The sequence below is a fragment of the Bacillus coreaensis genome, assembly GCF_050586445.1.
In the GTDB taxonomy this organism is placed as follows: Bacteria; Bacillota; Bacilli; order Bacillales; family Cytobacillaceae; genus Robertmurraya_A; species Robertmurraya_A coreaensis.
Genome location: NZ_JBOCCY010000007.1, coordinates 25,007 through 45,216, shown reverse-complemented (window position 1 = coordinate 45,216; position 20,210 = coordinate 25,007). Strand labels below are relative to the sequence as shown.

The 20,210-nt window shown below is 38.6% G+C and carries 18 protein-coding genes; 6 read left to right on the top strand and 12 right to left on the bottom strand.

Going from position 1 to position 20,210, the window contains the following annotated elements; translation table 11 throughout:
* Window positions 1–2: 2 nt before the first annotated feature.
* Entirely contained in the window at window positions 3–1,061 is a 1,059-nt protein-coding gene (locus tag ACQ5H4_RS12600) for a TRAP transporter substrate-binding protein (protein ID WP_430775271.1), read from the bottom strand.
* 299 nt (window positions 1,062–1,360) lie between these two features.
* On the opposite strand from ACQ5H4_RS12600, the gene ACQ5H4_RS12595 reads away from it, so the two are divergent.
* Window positions 1,361–2,134: an IclR family transcriptional regulator gene (locus ACQ5H4_RS12595; RefSeq protein ID WP_430775270.1), complete on the top strand. Its 774-nt coding sequence runs from the start codon at window positions 1,361–1,363 to the stop codon at window positions 2,132–2,134.
* A gap of 34 nt (window positions 2,135–2,168) precedes the next feature.
* Window positions 2,169–3,101, top strand: a complete 933-nt coding sequence (locus ACQ5H4_RS12590) for an amidohydrolase family protein (protein ID WP_430775269.1) — start codon at window positions 2,169–2,171, stop codon at window positions 3,099–3,101.
* A 643-nt stretch (window positions 3,102–3,744) separates the two neighbouring features.
* Here the strand turns inward: ACQ5H4_RS12590 and ACQ5H4_RS12585 are convergent.
* The 6 genes from ACQ5H4_RS12585 to ACQ5H4_RS12560 form a co-directional block, all read right to left on the bottom strand.
* Window positions 3,745–4,191, bottom strand: a complete 447-nt coding sequence (locus ACQ5H4_RS12585; RefSeq protein ID WP_430775268.1) for a PNPOx family protein — start codon at window positions 4,189–4,191, stop codon at window positions 3,745–3,747.
* Between the two features lie 16 nt (window positions 4,192–4,207).
* The gene (locus ACQ5H4_RS12580) at window positions 4,208–5,392 is read right to left on the bottom strand and encodes an acyl-CoA dehydrogenase family protein (protein WP_430775267.1); all 1,185 of its coding nucleotides are present in this window, start codon (window positions 5,390–5,392) and stop codon (window positions 4,208–4,210) included.
* A gap of 4 nt (window positions 5,393–5,396) precedes the next feature.
* On the bottom strand, window positions 5,397–6,371 hold the full coding sequence (locus ACQ5H4_RS12575) for a VOC family protein (RefSeq protein ID WP_430775266.1): 975 nt from the start codon (window positions 6,369–6,371) through the stop codon (window positions 5,397–5,399).
* Window positions 6,368–7,306, bottom strand: a complete 939-nt coding sequence (locus ACQ5H4_RS12570; RefSeq protein ID WP_430775265.1) for a fumarylacetoacetate hydrolase family protein — start codon at window positions 7,304–7,306, stop codon at window positions 6,368–6,370. The genes ACQ5H4_RS12575 and ACQ5H4_RS12570 overlap by 4 nt, the downstream gene beginning before the upstream one ends.
* Window positions 7,307–7,464: 158 nt before the next feature.
* Complete coding sequence (locus ACQ5H4_RS12565; RefSeq protein ID WP_430775264.1) at window positions 7,465–8,415, bottom strand: alpha/beta hydrolase fold domain-containing protein; 951 nt, start codon at window positions 8,413–8,415, stop codon at window positions 7,465–7,467.
* Between the two features lie 2 nt (window positions 8,416–8,417).
* A complete protein-coding gene (locus ACQ5H4_RS12560) occupies window positions 8,418–9,464 on the bottom strand; it encodes a quercetin 2,3-dioxygenase (RefSeq protein ID WP_430775263.1) in 1,047 nt (348 codons plus the stop codon).
* A 238-nt stretch (window positions 9,465–9,702) separates the two neighbouring features.
* Between ACQ5H4_RS12560 and ACQ5H4_RS12555 the strand changes: the two genes are divergently transcribed.
* Entirely contained in the window at window positions 9,703–10,593 is an 891-nt protein-coding gene (locus tag ACQ5H4_RS12555) for a LysR family transcriptional regulator (protein WP_430775262.1), read from the top strand.
* Window positions 10,594–10,639: 46 nt separating this feature from the next.
* On the opposite strand, the gene ACQ5H4_RS12550 is transcribed toward ACQ5H4_RS12555, so the two are convergent.
* Window positions 10,640–11,068: an Rrf2 family transcriptional regulator gene (locus ACQ5H4_RS12550; protein WP_430775261.1), complete on the bottom strand. Its 429-nt coding sequence runs from the start codon at window positions 11,066–11,068 to the stop codon at window positions 10,640–10,642.
* Window positions 11,069–11,262: 194 nt separating this feature from the next.
* Between ACQ5H4_RS12550 and hmpA the strand changes: the two genes are divergently transcribed.
* Window positions 11,263–12,501 carry an NO-inducible flavohemoprotein gene (hmpA, locus tag ACQ5H4_RS12545; protein ID WP_430775260.1) on the top strand — a complete coding sequence of 413 codons (1,239 nt, stop codon included), beginning with the start codon at window positions 11,263–11,265 and terminating at the stop codon, window positions 12,499–12,501.
* A 55-nt stretch (window positions 12,502–12,556) separates the two neighbouring features.
* On the opposite strand, the gene ACQ5H4_RS12540 is transcribed toward hmpA, so the two are convergent.
* Window positions 12,557–13,624 (bottom strand): NAD(P)H-dependent flavin oxidoreductase, encoded by a 1,068-nt coding sequence (locus ACQ5H4_RS12540; RefSeq protein WP_430775259.1) that lies wholly within the window; start codon window positions 13,622–13,624, stop codon window positions 12,557–12,559.
* A gap of 215 nt (window positions 13,625–13,839) precedes the next feature.
* Between ACQ5H4_RS12540 and brnQ the strand changes: the two genes are divergently transcribed.
* Window positions 13,840–15,177, top strand: a complete 1,338-nt coding sequence (gene brnQ / locus ACQ5H4_RS12535; RefSeq protein ID WP_430775258.1) for a branched-chain amino acid transport system II carrier protein — start codon at window positions 13,840–13,842, stop codon at window positions 15,175–15,177.
* 93 nt (window positions 15,178–15,270) lie between these two features.
* On the opposite strand, the gene ACQ5H4_RS12530 is transcribed toward brnQ, so the two are convergent.
* On the bottom strand, window positions 15,271–15,612 hold the full coding sequence (locus ACQ5H4_RS12530; protein ID WP_430775257.1) for a hypothetical protein: 342 nt from the start codon (window positions 15,610–15,612) through the stop codon (window positions 15,271–15,273).
* Window positions 15,613–15,906: 294 nt separating this feature from the next.
* On the opposite strand from ACQ5H4_RS12530, the gene sstT reads away from it, so the two are divergent.
* Window positions 15,907–17,130: a serine/threonine transporter SstT gene (sstT, locus tag ACQ5H4_RS12525; RefSeq protein ID WP_430775256.1), complete on the top strand. Its 1,224-nt coding sequence runs from the start codon at window positions 15,907–15,909 to the stop codon at window positions 17,128–17,130.
* A 500-nt stretch (window positions 17,131–17,630) separates the two neighbouring features.
* Here the strand turns inward: sstT and ACQ5H4_RS12520 are convergent, their stop codons facing one another.
* Both ACQ5H4_RS12520 and ACQ5H4_RS12515 read right to left on the bottom strand, forming a co-directional pair.
* Window positions 17,631–18,608, bottom strand: coding sequence for an ABC transporter permease (locus ACQ5H4_RS12520; protein WP_430775255.1), 978 nt, complete (start codon window positions 18,606–18,608; stop codon window positions 17,631–17,633).
* Entirely contained in the window at window positions 18,608–20,164 is a 1,557-nt protein-coding gene (locus ACQ5H4_RS12515; RefSeq protein WP_430775254.1) for a sugar ABC transporter ATP-binding protein, read from the bottom strand. The genes ACQ5H4_RS12520 and ACQ5H4_RS12515 overlap by 1 nt, the downstream gene beginning before the upstream one ends.
* Window positions 20,165–20,210 lie beyond the last annotated feature (46 nt).

Below are 20,210 nucleotides of genomic sequence, written 5' to 3'. Positions count from 1 at the left end.
TATTATTCTTCAATAAGCTTTACTGTTTCATCGTATATCTTTTGTCCATCTACCCCTTTTGATTCCATATCAGATAGCCATTTTCCCTTTACATCCTCAGAGTTATCTTTAAATTTTTGCAGTTCACTCTCTTCCAGATTAATAAATTCAACACCTGCATCCTTCGCTTCTGTTTCCGCTAAGCCCTTTTGATAATCAAACGCTGCACCCGCCATTTTCGCCATTGGCTCACCTAGCAGTTCATCTTCAATGAGCTTTTGATCTTCTGGAGAAATCTTATTCCAGCTATCTTTGTTCATAGCAACGTAGAAAATACTAGTGTTGAAGTTTCCTAATGTAACGTAATCTACTAAATCGGTAAGGTTAAAATCTTTAATAGCTGCTACAGGTAAGACACCCCCATCTATGACTCCCTTTTGAAGTGCATCATAAATTTCTGGTGCCGGTAAGGAAACTGGGGTTGCTCCCCATGACTTAATCATTTCACCTGCTTCAACAGACGGCGTTCTAAGCTTTAAACCTTTCACGTCTTCAAAGCTTCTGACCGCTTTTCCTTTTGTGATAATCGCGTACGGATCAGCTGCGTGAACCCATAACAGCTTTAAATCGTCATATTCTTTTTGGATTTCAGGGAACGTATCATAAAGCTTTTGAGCAACAACACTTAACTCCTCTCCCGTTCCGTTTGCAAGGAATGGAAGCTGAAGAACAGAGTGGGTTGGAAACTTTCCTGCGTTATACCCATGTAACCCCCAACCCGCATCCATAATTCCAGTTGTAATATTGTCTAATGTATCCTTAGGGCCACCAAGTGCTCCCCCCGGATAGATTTGAAATTTCACTCGACCATCAGTAAGTTTTTCTACTTCTTCACTGAACGGTTTCATTGCCTTCGAATCTTGAACATGGTCAGGAGAGTTCATATGCCCCATCTTAAAGGTAATTGATTTCGTATCCGATGCAGCTTGTTCTCCCCCAGAACTTTTCGAACAAGCTGACACAAATACTAGTAAAATCAAGGTTAACATTGTAAAACTAAGCTTCATCCCTCTTTTCAACATCTTACATCCCCCTCTTCATTTAATTAAAACGCTTACATTTTGTTATTTAGAAAAATCTCTTCTTTTAAATTGGAAAGGATTCTCCTAAAAGTTATCAATCTTCACATTTTTAATCTTACTCACTACTTTTTACGCTATCAACATCAAAGTTTCTCTATACGCAACAAAACACAAAAAATTTATTTTATTTTAAACTTTATAAATATTCACTTTATTTATTTGGATTTATTTGCTATATTCTCCACTATAGAGAAACAATCTTTATTCTGTTTCTAATGATGAAAAAAGGAGGATACAAGATGGTTACGGAAAAACAAGAAGACCAGCATTTATCATCCGTAAAAAATGCTTTGCGAATATTAAGAAGCTTTACGATGGAAGAACCAGAAAAGAAGATTAGTGACTTATCTACTTCTCTAGGTATTAATAAAAGCACGGTTAGTAGGACCATGGCTACGTTAGCTTCCGAGGGTTTTGTCTATAAAGATCCAGAATCAAGAAAGTATCGACTCGGTCTATCCATCCTCTCTTTAAGCGGAATCGTTAATAGTCATATGGACATCTACAAAGAATCACAGTCCGTATTAAACCGCCTGGTCGAAAGTATAGGTGAAACCGCCCATATTTCTGTACTTGATAATGATGAAGTCATTTATCTTCAAAAGGTCGATTGCCACCACCCTGTTCGTGTGTTAACGAATGTTGGAAAAAGAAATCCTCCTTATTGCACGAGCTCGGGTAAGGTGTTATTAGCCTATTCGGATGATCAACTAGTTGATAGAGTCATTGAAAAAGGCTTAATAAGATATACGAAAAACACCATTACCGACCCTAGTAAACTTCGAACCCATTTAAACCAAATAAAAGAAAACGGTTACACTTTTAGCAGTGAAGAAATTCTCGAAGGGGTGAACTCGATCGCTGCACCTGTCTATGATTATCGAGGAAAGGTCATCGCTGCACTAGCAATTGTAGGACCGAAACAAAGGATACAAGCAAACAAAGTTCCAGGCTACTCAAAGAAAGTGATTCAAGCCGCTATGGAAATATCAAACCGTATGGGTTATTGGTAAAATTCCATTAAAATTATAAAGGAGAATCCGTAAAATGCACGATTTTCACACTCATTTTATCCCAGCTGATGTTCTTATTTGGTTAAAGGAACATAAAGATCTCGTCAATGCCAAATGGATTAAAAAGGAAGAGAACAAAGATGATTTTTTAGTAGTCAATGAAAAATGGGGCTTTGAATTAAAACAATCCTTTATCGACATAGACCTGTATCTTCATAAACAAAAAGAAGCTGGTGTTTCTCATTCCTTGATTTCACCGATTCCACAGCTTTTTATGTATGACTTCTCACAAAACATCACCGCTGACATTTCCCAAGTATACAATCAATCTTTGTCAAAACTCGTTACACAAACTAGAAGCTTATCCGCTCTTGGCACCGTTCCTCTCAACCACCCTGAGCGTGCTGCACAAATTTTACATGACGCAATGAACCTAGGGCTTAAAGGAGCAATCATTGGACCTTCAGCAGCTGGAAAAATGCTTTCAGACAACTTTTTCACTCCATTTTTTGAGGAAGCAAACCGGTTGAAAGCCATTCTCTTCATCCATCCATTGCTAAGTGAAGATCCACGATTAAAAAATTGGATGATGCCGAATCTAATTGGTGTCCCATGGGAAACAACCGTGTGTGCAACTGATCTTCTATTAAGCGGTTTGATCGACCATTACCCTAACATTAAAATATTATTTGCTCATGGCGGAGGGTTCCTTCCTTATCAAATCGGTAGACTTGATAAAGGATATGAACAATGGGGAGCTGTTTCCTCCAACCTGCAAGGAAAGCCATCAGAGTACTTAAAACGCTTCTGGTATGATACAGTCTTATGGAATCCTGCAAGCATAGATTTTCTAGTGGATTCAGTAGGTGAAGAACGAGTCGTTCCAGGTTCTGATTTTCCTTTCGATCTTTGCGCTTGGCCGCCAAAGGTGTCTTTTGCAAAGGGAGTTCAATCTTTGCTCGATTAAAAAAAACCGCCACACAAAAAGTAGGGTTCCGTTTTCTAGTGCTTTCTTATTAAAAGACAAAGAAAAGACGTATGAATTTTGGCATACGTCTTTTCCTTTTTTATTAACGTTTCTACTAAATCCCATTAACTTTGACACAGCAATTGACATCATTATTAAGATGGACAATAAGTATTGTGCAATTAAAAAAAGGTCAAAATTTATGTCCTTTGCAGTGCCGTTTTGAGTACCAATTTACTTGAGTTAATAGGCTGGTCAATAAAAACCTGCTGATTACCACATCTAGGGTAAAGATGGTCCCCACTTTTCGGTTGGGGATCAGGATAAGCACCCGAACTGATGAATAGACGGAGAAATTCCGTTTAATTAGTAATTGTTATTAAAAAAAGCTTAAATAAACGGAGAGATTCCGCCTATAGGCTCAAAAAATTCGAAAATAGGAGAGAATTCTTTGCATAAGCGGAAAATCTTCCCTTATTTACCCCGAAACGAGCTCCATTCTGCATTTAACCGAAAAATCTCCGCTTATTTTCTCATTACTGAATTAAGGACATGACATCTTATTTAAAAGAGAGTGAGTTTTATCTCAAAAATTCAAGAGAACCTCATTTTGATACATTAACCGGATCGCAAATAACTGAGGTTACTCACGTAGGAGCTCATAAACTTCTGTGTCCAATTTAATAGCTAAGTCTTTATTATAGGTTTTCTCATAAGCAGGTTCTGTTGTGATCTTACCTCCGTAAAACATCACGTTCTCCACTGTTTCCACTTCAATGGTGACGACATATAGTTTCATCGTGAGTTCTTTTATTTCAGAGACGGATGCTTTACCCTGTACCGAATAACAGCTTCCAGCCCCAATCACCCCTAATACTACATTAGAATTGCTTCGAATATTTTCTATACTAGATGCTTTATAGCCAAGCGCCACTTTTATCCTCTTTCCATCAGCTACAGGATGGACCCACGAAACTACACTTAACTGTGGTAAATTAGTTTCCGCATTCATTGTGATTAAAGAAACCATGGTTTCTCCCTGCAAAGAAGAAATCAAGTCAGCCGTCAACTTGTCTGCACTTACAGTCATCTTCACTCCTCCGTTTCTAGTATTCTACACTCACAGGAAGTCCAAGCTCCAACTTCCCATAAAGCTCTCCTACCCAATCGAAATTAAATGCGGTATGTTGAGCTCCCGCGTGGATATCACGCCAAAATTGTTGTAAAGGATGGCTTTCGGCAGATGCTGCTGCTCCACTGCTTGTATAAATGGTTTCCATTGCTTCGGTACAGAGTTCCGCACAATAGCAATAATTTCTTCTCAAACTAACTCGTTCCTTATAATCAAGTACTCGTCCGGATTCTACTAATTCCAACGATTTATGAAGGAGGGCATCTACCGCTTCCAGCTTAGCTGCTACTCTAGATAGTCGAATTTGTTGATGTGTTAAGTTTGCGACAGGCTCTCCTTTACGGGATTTATTTTTTCCAATCACCATATCGCGCCATAAGTCATATGCCCCCTTTGTTGCTCCTAAAATAACAGATAATAATGTTACAGGCATAACTGCTGACAGTTGAATCCGATAAAGTGGAGCCTTATTTTGTTCCATACCAGGAGAAATGCCATGAAGGTTCCATGGATTCAACTCCATTGTGCGGTATTCAGGGACAAATACATCCGTTAATTCTAGTACGTTACTACCTGTTCCTCTCATTCCCACAACATGCCATACATCAATTACTCTCAATTCGCTTTTCGGTACAAGAAAATACAACATCTTTTTCTCTTTCTGGCTATCTTCTTGTGGAGCTGCCGCACTAATCATGACCCAATCACAATGGTTAATACCTGAAGAAAATCCCCATTTCCCAGTTAGACGATATCCATCTTTTTCTTTTAGGATTTCAGAATTCGGACTTGGATTTATGGAGGTCGCTAGACAAGCATCTGGATTGTCCTTCCATACATCTTTCTGAGCGTCGTTCGGGAAAAAGGCAAGCATCCAGCTATGAAGAAGTAATAAGGAATAGCACCAACCCGCAGAGGCATCCCCTTTTGATACCTCAATTGCACTACCAGCTAATGTTTTCCAATCAAGTTCATGTCCTCCCCAACGACTAGGCACCAGCGAGCGAACTAATCCTGATGCAATAAAATCGTCAATGTTCTCTTGTGGTTGATGCCTCAAGCTTTCCCCTTCTCGTGAACGAGAACGTATCACGACAGATAATTCCCTTGCACGCTCAATGGCTTCCTCATGAGTTAACTTATTTAACATCTTGTTCATTCCCTCACCCTCCTGTAATTGATTTCTCAATATCTGGTGTACCATATGTGTGGAAAGTAGCTGGGAGAGGCGATCCCCAAGCTAATCCTTTTTTTCGTTCTTCCGGAGTCCATGTTACCGTTTCCCAATCAGGTGTATAAATTAAAAATCCACCCGAACATACTTCAATTCGATTGCCTCCTGGTTCATACACGTACACAAATATCGTTTGCCCTGCCACATGTTTGTTAGGAGGAGCTTCAATATAAATTCCATTATCTAAAAACACATCTGCTGCTCGCAGAACCATTTCTGTAGTCTCTACTTTAAAGGCGGCGTGATGAAAGCGGCCCTGGGCACCTGTTTTATCTAATGAAATCGCCATATCATACGACTTATTGGTCACATGTAGCCAAGCCGTTGTTTGTTTCCCTGTTTCTGTTACCGCTTGCTCACTTAATTTGAAACCGAGGTACTTTCGATAAAACAAACTATCCGCATCCACATCAGGACTAAACAAATTAATATGATCAAGCTGTGTAACTGCTGCACCCCTCGCAGAATATTTTTGTGGCATATTTTTTAACCCTGGCTTTAAATGATCCGGTCTCATGTACTTTTCCGCTTCGTAAAAGACTTCTATTTTATGTCCAGCTGGATCCATAAAACGATAGGAAGGACCATGTCCATAATCTCCGTCAGTCCAACCGATACCGTACTTACTATCCTTAAGATGGTTCGCACGTTGTTCAAGCGCTTGTGAAGAGTAGGTTCTCATCGCCACATGTCCAAGGCCAGCTTGCTTAGCTTCCGTTAGCTTCAGACTATAAAGCTGCTGATCACCCCAGCCACGTAAATAGACGGATTGTCCCTCACTTTTAATGACGGTCATCCCAAGTAGTTCATGGAAAAATTCAAGACTTTCATTTGGCTTAGGTGATAGCAATTCTATATGAGCTAAATGAGCAATATCCCGAATCGGCTCTTGAAAAATTGTCATGAGACACTCTCCTCCTTAATCGTCGTCAAGATCGCTCCAATCCCTGAAATTTCGACTTTTACAACATCTCCATCTTGAAGGAACTTATTTTGCGCCTCACCAACACCACCTGGAGTTCCCGTACAAACAATATCACCTGGTTCTAACGTACAAATCCCAGATAAAAATTCAACTAGATGATTTACGTTAAATAACAGCTGCTCCGTATTCGATTGTTGTCTTACTTCACCATTTACGGTTAAAGAAATATCTAGCGCATGGGGATTTGCAATTTCATCCTTCGTTACTATAACTGGTCCTAATGGAAGACTTTTATCAAGAGTTTTTCCTTGCAGCCATTGAATGGTTCTTTTTTGCATATCACGAGCGGTGATATCATTAGCTACTGTGTAACCGAACACATAATCCAAAGCATCTTCTGCCTTTATGTTCTTTCCTTCCTTCCCAATCACGAATGCCAATTCTGCCTCATAATCTAGCTTCTTCGTTAACTCAGAGTTAAGTGGAAAGACGTCGTTAGGAGCTGCAATCGCTGTTGCAAACTTAGCAAAGATAACCGGGTGAGCTGGGAAATCTCGCTTCATTTCAATAATATGATTCTTGTAATTTAGTCCTACGCAGATGATCTTATTTGGCTTTATCACCGGTGGTCCAATTTCTACCGAGTCTTTTTTATAAATAGCCGATGTATTTTCAGAATGTCCTAGGGCATAGTCGATGGCTTCTTTTGCCGATTGTAGGGCCATATCTCCGTTCGCAATAAATTCCACAGGGTTAGTTGGAAGTAAAGCGTTCGCAATTTCTTCCGCCCTTTGTTGTCCTTGTTGCTTTAGCTGCTCTATATACGCTTGGTGTGGATCGATGATCGTATTTTCGTCTACTAAAACACCTAGTCTGAGTGAATCATTATTTACGGAATATGTTAGTAATTTCAAGAAAACTCCTCCTCGTTTTTCAATCTAGCCATTGTGTTAGCTTGTAATTAAAATGATAAGACAGAATAAAACTTTTTTGAAATACATAGATGTTATTTGAGAAATCGCAATTTCAGATGATTGATGCGTAAAAAAAGATACTCCGCTGAACGGAGTACCTAATAGTCCATTTTCATTAAATGTTTTCCAAAAAACCTTTCAATCATTTCAAATATTTTAACGTGGGTGGTTTCTGTCTTCTCTTTCTCCCCTGCCCGAGTCGTACGAAGCCTAGCAGAATAAGGTTCATGATTGTCCAAATCATTGTTGTTGAAAAAGGCATGGCCAAAACCATCTATTAAACATAGCGTGGCATCATTACCTTTTTCTAAGAGAGCTTGATAAAGTAATTCACTTTGATGTGCCGGTACTGCCGTATCATTTGTTCCGTGCATAATCAGAAAAGGGGGTTCTCCGCCTTTAATGTACGTGATGGGATTGGCTTCCTGTACACGGTCAGGTACCGAATGAATAGGAGCTCCAAGTAATTGAGATTCTGGAGAATCCAGATCAGAGTGATGTCGGGTAGGATGAAGACGGTCCGTTTCTGGATCATTGGAAGGCCTCTCAGATGTATGCTGAAGATCCATTTGCAAGAAATCTGTTGGACCATATCCATCCACAACTGCCTGGACATTACAGGAAAAATCAGCACATCCATGCTCCAACTCTTCAAGAACTCCAGATCCTGTTGTTCCGGCTAATGCAGCCAAATGTCCGCCAGCAGATGAACCCCATAACCCTATATTTTCGCTATCTAAATGATATTCATCAGCAACCGAACGGAGCCATCGGATGGCTGCCTTCACATCATGAATTTGTGCTGGAAACAAGGCTTCCCCGCTCAAACGATACTCTACACTCGCCATCGCAAAGCCTTTTTCGGCAAAAAATTGGCAAAAATCCGGCCCAAGCTTCCGATCCCCAATTCTCCAACCTCCCCCATGTATCCATACAATAACGGGAAAAGGTTCCTCTGCATGCTGTGGCAAATATAAATCTAGCAGTAACGGTTTTCCTTTTGGGGAGGAAAACACAAGGTCTGGTACAACTCTAACTCGATAACTCATATTCAACTAACCTCTTCAATATCAGAGGGACGTGGAGGCTTTCCTAATAGCGTCAAATCAATTTCCTGAATTCGCTGAATGACTCGATCAAACCGATAAGGTGCAGGTTCGCTAGGAAAAATAGGATGTTCATATTCATCTCCTAGAATTCGAAAGAAATCCCCAAAATCTCCTGGTGTTAATACCCCTAGAAACTTCGTGTAGTGGGCACCACAACGGAAGCGATGAGGCGTTTTTGCTGGAACGTAAGCAAAATCTCCTGGCAAGAGATGCAATTCTTCTCCATCTACCCAGAGAGTCATTTCTCCTTGCAGACACATAAAGGTTTCATTTGTAAACTCATGTGCGTGTTCTCCAATCGGCAACCCCTTTGGTCCCTCCGATACTAAAGCAATAAAATGACCGTCAGTCGCCTCTTTCGTAGTAAGAAGGGAATGAACCGTATCTCCACTCAAAAGATGTACTCCTTCTCCAGATTCAAGAACGTATGGTTTAGGCTCCTTTGGTATCGCACACCCTTTCACCAACTGAGCCAGCCCGGATACTTGCTTTCGATCAATCAATTTTATATCAATATTACTAGGAATGTTTGCTAGACAGTCTAATTCTAGGGGATTTTTACAAACCGGTGGACGTTCAAATTTATCATAAGGCTCACCAATAAGTGGATATAGCTCAGCCACAGTTCCGTTAATGGTAAAAGACCAAAAGCGTGTTCGATGACTTTGCATGCAATACGAATGAACCGTGCCTGCAGGAATGTGAACATAATCTCCTGCTGTTAGTAGATACTTTTTTCCATTGATCTCTACCTCAAGTCTGCCATCAAGGACGACAATTCCTTCCTGGGCTTGTTCATGTATATGTGCTGGAAAATAGTCCCCTTTTCCGCCTGATAATTGAACGATTTCTAGCATATCACCAGTACTTTTTGCTGTAGCAACGACCGAAGCTACTTGTGTTCCGAATAAGTACCTTTCACCCTCACCATTTCGAACATAATATGGTTTGCCTTCATTAGGTAATTTTCCAACGACCTGTACGACCATTTCACCACACCCCTAGCATATATTTTATATTATAAAGCGCTTTCACATTTAACCATAAAACGAAATCGAAAGAATTGGAAATATTAGAGTTTGATTTCTGTAATCACGATTTCTGATTACTCTTGCTATTTTATTGTGGTAGACATCTGTTTGATATATGGGAAACTTTCCTTCCCTATCCTTTTATTCTCTTATTCTATGATAAAATAATAGAAAAATCATGACAAGAGAGGGTCTTATGGATATTCGCCAATTGCGTTATTTTATCACTGTTGCCGAGCATTTAAATTTTACGAAAGCTGCCAATCAACTGTATGTTGCTCAATCCGCGATTAGCCAGCAAATTGCGGATTTAGAGGATCAAGTGGGCGTAAAACTATTTATCAGAAACAAACGCTCCGTCAAGCTCACCCCTGCAGGCTCTGTTTTTCTCAAAGAAGCCATTGAGATAGTGGAAAAAACATCTGGGGCCATTGAAAAGGCAAAGCAAACGGATGAAGGTATCATCGGTAGTCTTTCTATTGGCTTTTTGGCCGTACATGTTCGAAGTTTCCTACCTGAAGTCATCAAACGATTTCGTGAATTATATCCAAAAGTTGAACTCCATTTGAATCACTTTCCTAGTAAAATGCTAAAAGATGAATTAGAACATGGGGAACTAGATTTCGCTCTAACCCTCCCCTCCGGTCTTCATCGAATAGAAGAAATTGAAATTGAAACGGTTGCCAAAGAACCGTATTGCATTGTTATGCACAAAAATCATCCACTAGTAAACAACAAAAAAATCACTTTATCAGATGTGGCACAGGAACCCTTCATCATACATAATCGTCACGATTCACCTGTCGGTTCGTACGATTTTATTGTCCAGATATGCGAGCAACATGGCTTCACTCCCAAAATAGTCAGCCAGCCCCGCTTTGTTGATACGGTACCCATACTTGTTGAATCAGAAATGGGGATCTCCATTTTACCTAAAAGCTTTGAAACGATCTCTAGCTCCTCGCTTCGTTTTGTGGAAATTGATCAATTTGATGACCAAGACTTTGAGCTTGTCATTGCTTGGAAAAAGAACCATTTGAATCCATCCTTATCGCTGTTTTTGAAGGTACTAAGATCGGTTTTTTAGATGAAGGAAAATAATAAAAGGTTGCCAGAGCAACCTTTTACTTATATTAAAATAGTGTCTTTAACTCTTCCTTATTTTGAAGCAAATCCTCTAACGTATATCCGTCTAAAACCTTCAGATAAGAGTGTAATGCCTCATTTAATACATGTTTTAATTTACAAGCTGGACTAATTCGACAAGTGTTTCTCGTCTCATCAAAACATTCAACCATATTAATAGGGCTCTCTGTCAGACGAACAATTGACCCAATATTTATTTGAACTGGCTCCTTTGCTAGCCGAATTCCTCCGTTTCGTCCCCTAACCGTTTCAATCAATCCAAGCTTCCCTAATTCATAAACCACTTTACTTAAATGGTTATTCGATATGTTATAAAAACTTGAAATTTCTTTAATATTTGATTTTTCACCGCTCGATTGCATTCCTAAATAGATTAGTACACGTAATGTATAGTCTGTATATGCGGTTAATTGCATGGTAATCACCCTTGTTCTCAATTGCATTTTAGTAATTTAAATATAACATAAATAACATTTTCTTATCATAAATGTGAACATTCTGTTAAACATGTATTCAAAATATTGCTTTAAGTAATCATCAACGTCTAAAATAAACATGTATTTAAAATATATCTTTATCACTGTGAGAATATTATTAAGGGGAGATTAACATGACAACAGCCACAAGTCCATTAGATACGAAAACGATTGAAATTATTAAATCTACGGTTCCTGTCTTAGCACAACATGGGGAAGCCATTACCAAGAGATTCTACGAGATGATGTTTTCAAATCATCCAGAGTTGTTAAATATCTTCAACCATGCCAATCAAAAACAAGGAAGACAGCCTAAAGCACTCGCGAATACTGTCTATGCTGCCGCTGCATATATTGATAATTTAGAAGCCATTCTACCCGTTGTTAGACAAATTGCCCATAAACATAGAAGTTTACAAGTCAAAGCTGAGCATTATCCTATCGTCGGAAAACATTTATTATTGGCGATAAAAGATGTACTTGGCGATGCTGCGACCGATGACATTATTGACGCTTGGGGAAAAGCGTATGGTGTCATTGCTGATGTATTTATTCAAGTAGAGAATGAAATGTATGAAGAAACGGTTTCTCAATCTGGTGGCTGGAATGATTTCAGAGACTTCACTGTCGCTAAGAAAGTAAAAGAAAGTGAAGTAATCACCTCTTTCTACTTACAGCCAAAGGATGGTAAGGGAATTCCTACTTTCACTCCTGGACAGTATATTAGCATTCGTGTACAAATTGCCGGCGAAGAGTACACACATATTCGTCAGTATAGCTTATCTGACAGTCCTGAAAAAGAGTACTATCGTATTAGTGTAAAAAAGGAAACCTCTTCTTCTGAACATATCCCAAACGGGAAAGTATCCACTTACTTACACGATACCATCCAAGAAGGAGATACTTTAGAAGTGACAGCTCCTGCTGGTGACTTTGTTTTAGATGTAGAATCTGCCGAGCCTGTTGTATTCTTAAGCGGTGGTGTTGGTATTACACCGATGATTAGTATGCTAAATACCATTGCTTCTCAACAGCCAAACCGGAAAGTCACATTTATTCACGCCGCTATTAACGGAACAACTCACGCTATGCATGAACATGTTAAAGAACTTTCTAATCAATCGGATAATATCGAGTATCATCTCTGCTATGAAAAGCCAACAGAAATAGATGCATTGAAAAAAGAGTTTGATAAAGAAGGATATATTGACCTACCCTGGATTGATTCTATCGTTAAAGATAAAAACGCTTCATTCTACTTCTGTGGTCCGATTCCATTCATGAAATCTGTAAATAACGCATTAAAAGACTTAGGAATTCCTTCTGATAAGATTCATTTTGAATTCTTTGGTCCAGCTGATCAGTTAAATTAAGTATTAAGATAAAAAAGCCATTCTAGCTGGTATATAGCTGAATGGCTTTTTACACTCAAAATTCTTTCAACAACTGATCGACCTGAGAAACTATACCAGTGATAAGTTCATAAACAGATTGACGTTGACTCATCCTAACCCCTTGGCCTGACCAAAGAGACATATACTCAGGATTATTTTGTCTAGCAGCTTCTTTTCTAATATGACTAGTTAAGTAATGTTGAACAGGATAAGCTGGTAATAAGTTTTCTCTGCTCTTCAGCTCTTTCATAAACTGATTGTTAATTCCTCTAGCCGGTTTTCCTGAAAATACGGTAGTTAACATTGTCTCGTCTTCGGTTGCTTGTAGAATAGCATTTTTGTGCTGTTCATGTGCTCCACTCTCTGTCGTAGTGAGAAAAGCTGTCCCCATTTGAACTGCTTCTGATCCTAAAAACATAGAAGCTATCAAACCTCTCCCATCCATCACCCCGCCGGAGGCAATGACGGGAATGGTGACATGATCCACAACCTGAGGTACTAATGCCATTAGGCCAACTAGGCTTTCTTGTGCATCTATTGCGAAAGTTCCCCGATGCCCCCCAGCTTCACTTCCTTGAACCACAACAGCATCCATCCCAATATTTTCATTGATGATAGCTTCATTCACAGTTGTGGCTGTTCCAATGACAATGATCTTATGTTTTTTTAATTCTTTTATTACTTCCTTTGATGGGATCCCAAATGTAAACGAGCACACAGGCACCTTTTCTTCAATGATAATTTTTAGTTTTTTTTCAAATATAGAGCTGTTTTCATATGTAGGTAATTCTAATTTAATCCCTAATAGGTTTCTAAAAGGTTGTAAGAGTTCGTTTGCTTCGTTAATCTCTTCATCTGAAATCTTTGGTATTTCTGGTATAAATAAGTTAACTCCAAATGTTCTAGTAGTTAAAGCTTTTACTTCCCTTATCTGATGACGTAACTCATCGGGCTGCATATATCCAGCACCGATCATCCCTAGGGCACCGGCGTTTGACACCGAAGAGACAAGCCTAGAAGTTGTTACACCTCCTGCCATAGGTGCTTGAATGATCGGATAATCCAATCCTAGTAGTTTAGTTATTTCATTTTGGTACCACATCAATATCACCCTTTCAACCACTTTGACCATTTCATTTATTTTCTATTTAAATTCGCTTATAATATCTCACTTTCCTTCTGTCTGGGATCGTTATTATTCGAATAATCGGATTGACAATAGAACGATAAATCTATATATTCGAATTTATTGTGACTACTAAAATATGTTTGTAATATAGTAGTTTAATCAAAAAAACATCTAGAAGGAGTATCAACATGCAACAGAAAATACCATTTTCCACTTACGCATTGATCGGTACAATGCTATTCGGTCTTTATTTTGGAGCAGGAAATTTAATTTTTCCGATCCAATTAGGACAACTTGCAGGTACGAACTTTTGGCCGGCATTGATTGGCTTTTTAGTAACAGCGATTGGCCTTCCCTTTTTAGGAATCCTAGCAATTGGCCTATCTGGCAGTACAGGCCTTCGTGATTTAGCAAGCCGCGTGCATCCACTTTTTGGTGTCGTATTTGCGATGGCCCTTTACTTAACAATTGGACCATTTTTTGCGATCCCACGTACGGCAACGGTACCATTTGTTGTTGGCTTTGAACCGTATATCGATCCAGACTCTGCAAGTTTATGGCTTGGACTGTTTAGCCTTGTATTTTTTGCTATTGTTTATTATTTCTCTTTAAACCCAGCAAAGATTATGGACTACGTTGGAAAATATTTAACACCTGCCTTTTTAGTATTTTTATTTATTTTAATTGTTACTGCGATTTTGAAGCCGATGGGTGACTTTGGTGAACCAACTGGTGACTATAAAAACTTAGCCTTTATGACAGGCTTTAAAGAAGGCTATAACACAATGGATGCCCTTGCCTCCCTTGCTTTCGGAATCGTAGTCATCAACACGATTAAAAGCCAAGGCATCACTCAAACAAAAGCGATTGCCAAAGCAACTTGGCAATCTGGTGTGTTTGCAATGGGACTTATGACCCTTATTTACGGTCTTATTACGTATATGGGGGCATCGAGTATAACCGCAGTTGGAACCTTTACGAATGGCGGGGAGATATTTGCTGCCGTTTCTCAGCATTACTTCGGATCATTCGGTAACATTTTATTAGCGATTATTATTGTTCTCGCTTGTTTAAAAACGAGTATTGGACTAATTACCGCATGTAGTGAATTTTTCCATAATGTATTTCCAAAAGTAAGTTACCGTTGGTTTGTACTTTTGTTATGTGTCGTTTCTTTTGCCATAGCGAATTTCGGTTTGAACAATATCATTTTGTTTGCGATCCCAGTATTAATGTTTTTATATCCGTTAGCGATTGTTCTTATCTTATTAGCTTTATTTTCACCCTTATTTAAAGGAAAACAAAGCGTTTTTGCTGCTTCGATGCTACTCACTTTCTTTGTCAGTATCATTGATGGGTATAGCACTTTAGCTGCTTATTTACCTGGTACGACTGTAGGATTGTTTGAAAGTGTTAAAACTTTCTATGTGAAATTTTTACCACTTTATGAAATTGGCCTTGGGTGGATGCTGCCCGCTTTTATTGGCGTGATCATCGGGTTGATTTGGCCGAGTAAAGCGAAATAATGAATAATAGAAAGGAGGAAGTTCCAAAGAACTTCCTCTTTTTCTTTTTCTATAACCGTCTATACGAACGTATTCGAGCGGTTTTATAGGTGACTATACAATTTGAAAAGAATGGCTAAGATTCTTAAGTGTATACAGTCTGGCGGTCAATATAAACAAATCATTGTAGTTAAGTTTTACATATTCATCAATAGTGGTGATTCCTTTTTGAAAACTATCAACTAAATAGTGTGTGTACTTTCGGTCCCATTCAAACTGGTTGATTCTATGAAGTTCATCCGCAATAATTTTAAATTTATATTCGTTAATAAATAGTTTTACTTGATACATTTTATCTGTTTCTACCATGAAGCTGTTTTTATGTTTTTCAACAAACCGAATAAAACCCTTTATATTTTCTGCGAGTAGAAGTGCTTTTTGCATCTCATGGATCATACCCTTCATCTCCTTAGAAATACTATTAAGAAAAGTGTATGACTGAAGATGTTCCTATAACACTAAAAATCAAGATTATTATTCTGCGAGGAATATTCGTATAATTTTCTGAACATTTAAATATTTATAACTAAACACTATAAAGGTAAATTAAACAAAAATTCTAATATTTCAATATAATAATTTGTTTCACAATTTATAATATTCGTGTTAAACTAACAGATATTAACGCAGCAAAGCAAAATAGCTTTGTTCTTAGTCTTCATAATAATATTATAAAAATTGGAGGGTCAAATGAAAAATCTATTTCTTAAGTGGAACGAAGTGAGCCTTGTAAAACGTATCCTCGTAGGTATGATTATCGGAATCATCCTTGCTTTAGCTATTCCGGATGCGACAAAATGGGTATCTATTTTCGGTTCATTATTCGTAGGTGCACTAAAGGCTGTTGCCCCAGTGTTAGTTTTATTCCTAGTTATGCATGCCATTTCTAAGCACAGAAGTGGTCAACAAACCAATATGAAATCTATTATTGGGTTGTATGCTGCAAGTACATTTTTAGCAGGACTTGTTGCGGTTGTGGCAAGCTTTGTTTTCCCAGTTAGCTTAACTCTTTCATCTGGAGCTGAGGACCTTACCCCTCCTGGTGGTATTGTTGAAGTCCTTAGAACATTATTATTTAATATTGTTGATAATCCAGTAAATGCTTTAATTAATGCCAACTATATTGGTATTCTTACTTGGGCTATCCTTCTTGGAATTGCCTTACGCAGTGCCAATGACTCAACAAAAAACTTGTTAGAAAGCTTTTCAAATGCGATCTCTCAACTTGTTAAATGGGTGATTAACTTAGCACCGATTGGTATTATGGGTCTTGTGTATGATGCCATTGTAGCAAACGGATTATCTGCTTTATTAGACTATGGAAAATTACTACTTGTTCTTGTTGGTTGCATGTTCTTTGTGGCTCTAGTGGTGAATCCAATCATTGTTTATGTAAATATTCGTACAAACCCTTATCCATTAGTATTTAAATGCTTAAAAGAAAGTGGAATTACTGCCTTCTTTACTCGTAGCTCAGCGGCAAATATTCCAGTTAACATGACATTATGTGAAAAACTAGATCTTGATAAGGACACGTATTCTGTCTCTATCCCTTTAGGTGCTACCATTAATATGGCTGGTGCTGCAATTACGATTTCTGTCCTTACTCTTGCAGCAGTTCACACTCTAGGTATCCAAGTAGACATTGGTACTGCCCTAATCCTTAGTGTCTTGGCAGCTGTTTCCGCTGCTGGTGCCTCAGGTGTTGCAGGTGGTTCACTCCTGCTTATTCCTCTAGCTTGTAGCTTGTTTGGAATCTCTAATGATGTGGCTATGCAGATAGTAGCAGTTGGTTTCATCATCGGCGTGGTACAGGACTCTTGTGAAACGGCTCTTAACTCCTCATCTGACGTCCTTTATACCGCTACTGCTGAATACGCAAAGAAGCGCAAAGTTGTTAAAATAAGTGCGTAATCATCAAATGAAACCAACCCTCATTCATCTTAGTGAATGGGGGTTGGTTTTTAACTGATTTACCTTTTCTTTATGATATTCAATTTTTTTTATTAGTTTACTTCTCAAGTCATCATCCAAACAGCTCTCCACTAATAAAAAATGATAATTCATTCGAAAGTTGTGCCAACTATACAGTATCTTAGATATTAACGTCATATGTACCGCTCCTATCCTAGATTAACGTGTTGGACTTTACCCAAATCTAAAAAATTTCAAACACGACAATCATCACTTTGAAATGAATTTAATAATCCCAAAAATCCCTATCCATATAGGAAGACTAATCACCAAAGACCACGTAAATCCTTTTGCAAAATTCCCTTCACGTTCTTCCATTGTAATCACATCCACTTTTTTATTCTTTATGACCAAATTAGTGGATGATTAAACCAAAAATGCTACGTTCCTCATTAGAAACGTAGCATTTCCCATTATCACAACCATTTTTTCATTCATTCTTAATTTTTACTTCGCAGACGATCAAGAAGAACAGCAATCACAATGACTATCCCTTTTACAACTTGTTGCCAGTAATAATCTACGTTAAGTAAGGTCATTCCATTTGTTAATACAGCCACAATTAACACCCCAATGATGGTACCTTGTATTCTCCCGCGACCTCCTACAAAACTAGTACCACCTAGAACGACAGCTGCAATCGCATCCAGTTCAAACGCGATACCTACCATTGGCTGTCCTGAGAATAATCGTCCTGCCATCACCACTCCACTAATCCCTGCCAGTAACCCACTGATCGAGTAGACATTTATTAATGTACGATTTACTTTAATTCCTGTTAAATGGGCAGCCTCTTCATTGCCACCAATCGCATAGACATGACGTCCAAACATCGTATATTTCAATACGACAAACATGATGAGATAAACAATGGCCATGATATAGATCGGAGTAGGTATTCCGAATATTTCACCTGCTCCAATAAACTTGAATTTCTCTGATGCTAAAACTACGGGATAACCACCTGTAATGACATACGCTAATCCTCTTAAATATGTCATACTACCAAGGGTGACGATAAACGCAGGTAGTTTGGGTACTGCTGTTAAATAACCGTTAATCGCCCCAGCCACATATCCAACACCAGCTCCAGCTAACATCGCTAAACCAACAGGTGCTCCAGCGTTTGATAGTAAAACAGATATAACACCGCTTAAAGCGAGAGTCGATCCAACAGATAAATCTATCCCACCCGTTAAAATAACTACCGTCATTCCAGCAGCCAGGATTGCTGTAATCGAGCTTTGCTTCAATACGTTTAATATATTACTTGAATCTGTGAAATTTGGTGCGATCACACTCATAACTACGATTAATAAAGCAAGAATGATTAACATACCCAGCTGATTAAATATTTGTTTGGAACGATTTTTGAATGTAACAACTGTTGGTCTAGTAGACTGTACATTTATATTCATCATTTAACCTCTCCTGTAGCATAAAACATTATTTTTTCCTGTGTTGCTTCCGCATGTGAAAGTTCAGCTCTTAGTCTGCCTTCGTGCATTACTACGATCCGATCACTCACTCCAAGTATTTCGGGTAGTTCAGAAGAGATCATCAATACAGCAAGTCCTTTTTCAGCTAGTTGATTAATAATTTTATGAATCTCTGTTTTTGCACCTATATCTACCCCACGTGTAGGCTCATCGAGCAGCAGTACCTTTGGACCAATGGAAAGCCATTTTGCAATTACGACTTTCTGCTGATTTCCTCCGCTAAGGCCCATTACGTTTTGTTCTTTTGATGCCGTTCTGACTCCAAGTTCCTCAATATAACGATCAGCTTCACGGTTGATTTTTTTGTATTGTAAAACCCCAAATTTACGGTACAGGGGATATTGTGCCATCATGATATTTTCTTTGACAGAAAGATTGGGTAATAAACCCTGTTCTTTCCTGCTTTCAGGTACGTGGGCGATCCCAAGCTTCATCGCATCCATTGGGTTCCTTATCTGAACAGACTTTCCGTCCATGATGATTTGACCCTCTGACAGGTCGGATAAACCAAAGATGGTCCTCACCAGTTCGGTTCTTCCCGCTCCAACAAGTCCTGCTAAACCAACAATTTCCCCAGGATAAATTTTCAACGAGACATTTTTCACGACTTTATTGTCGGAGACACCTTTCAACTCGAGTACTGGTTGTTGATTCTTCGCTTCTGTATCATTTTCGCTTCTCTCTCTTACAAACAGCTCATTTAATTCTCGTCCTACCATAAGTTTTACTAGATGCGTAGGATTTGTTTCCGATATTGGAGCACTCGTGACCAAACGACCATCTCGAAGTACGGTAAAACGATTGGAAATTTTAAAAATTTCGTCCATTCGGTGGGAAATGTAAACAATTGCAACACCTTTTCTTTTTAATTCGTCTATAATCGTAAAAAGCTTTTCTATTTCTTTATCAGTAAGAGATGCCGTTGGTTCATCCATGATTAATATTTCTGAGTTAAGTGATAATGCACGAGCAATCTCCACCATTTGTTGTTGAGCGACACTTAATGAACTAACATCCGCTCGAGGATCCAATGAAGAACCAATGGAAATTAAAATTTTTTCAGCTTTTTCATAAATATCATTCCAGCTAATTAAACCCATTCTATTTTTCTTCAACCTGGTACCCATTAATATATTTTCTCCAATGGATAAGTTGGGCGATAAGCTTATTTCTTGATGAATAACACTAATGCCTTTGCTTCTAGCATCCATGGGATGATTCCACCGCACTTCTTCACCTTTGAAGACGATCGATCCGCCATCAGACTGATACACACCTGCCATTATTTTCATTAAAGTAGATTTCCCTGCACCATTCTCACCCATTAATGCATGAACTTCCCCTTTAAAAAGTTTAATATCAACGTTTTGTAACACCTTCACACCAGAAAACTGCTTTGATACATCCTTCATACTCATAATAGGTTGTTCATTTATAGATTGATGCTTCGTTTGTTTCTCTTTCGTTCCGTTCATTACTGCCCCTCCCTACATTACATTTGGTGTAAACATAGTGCTCGAT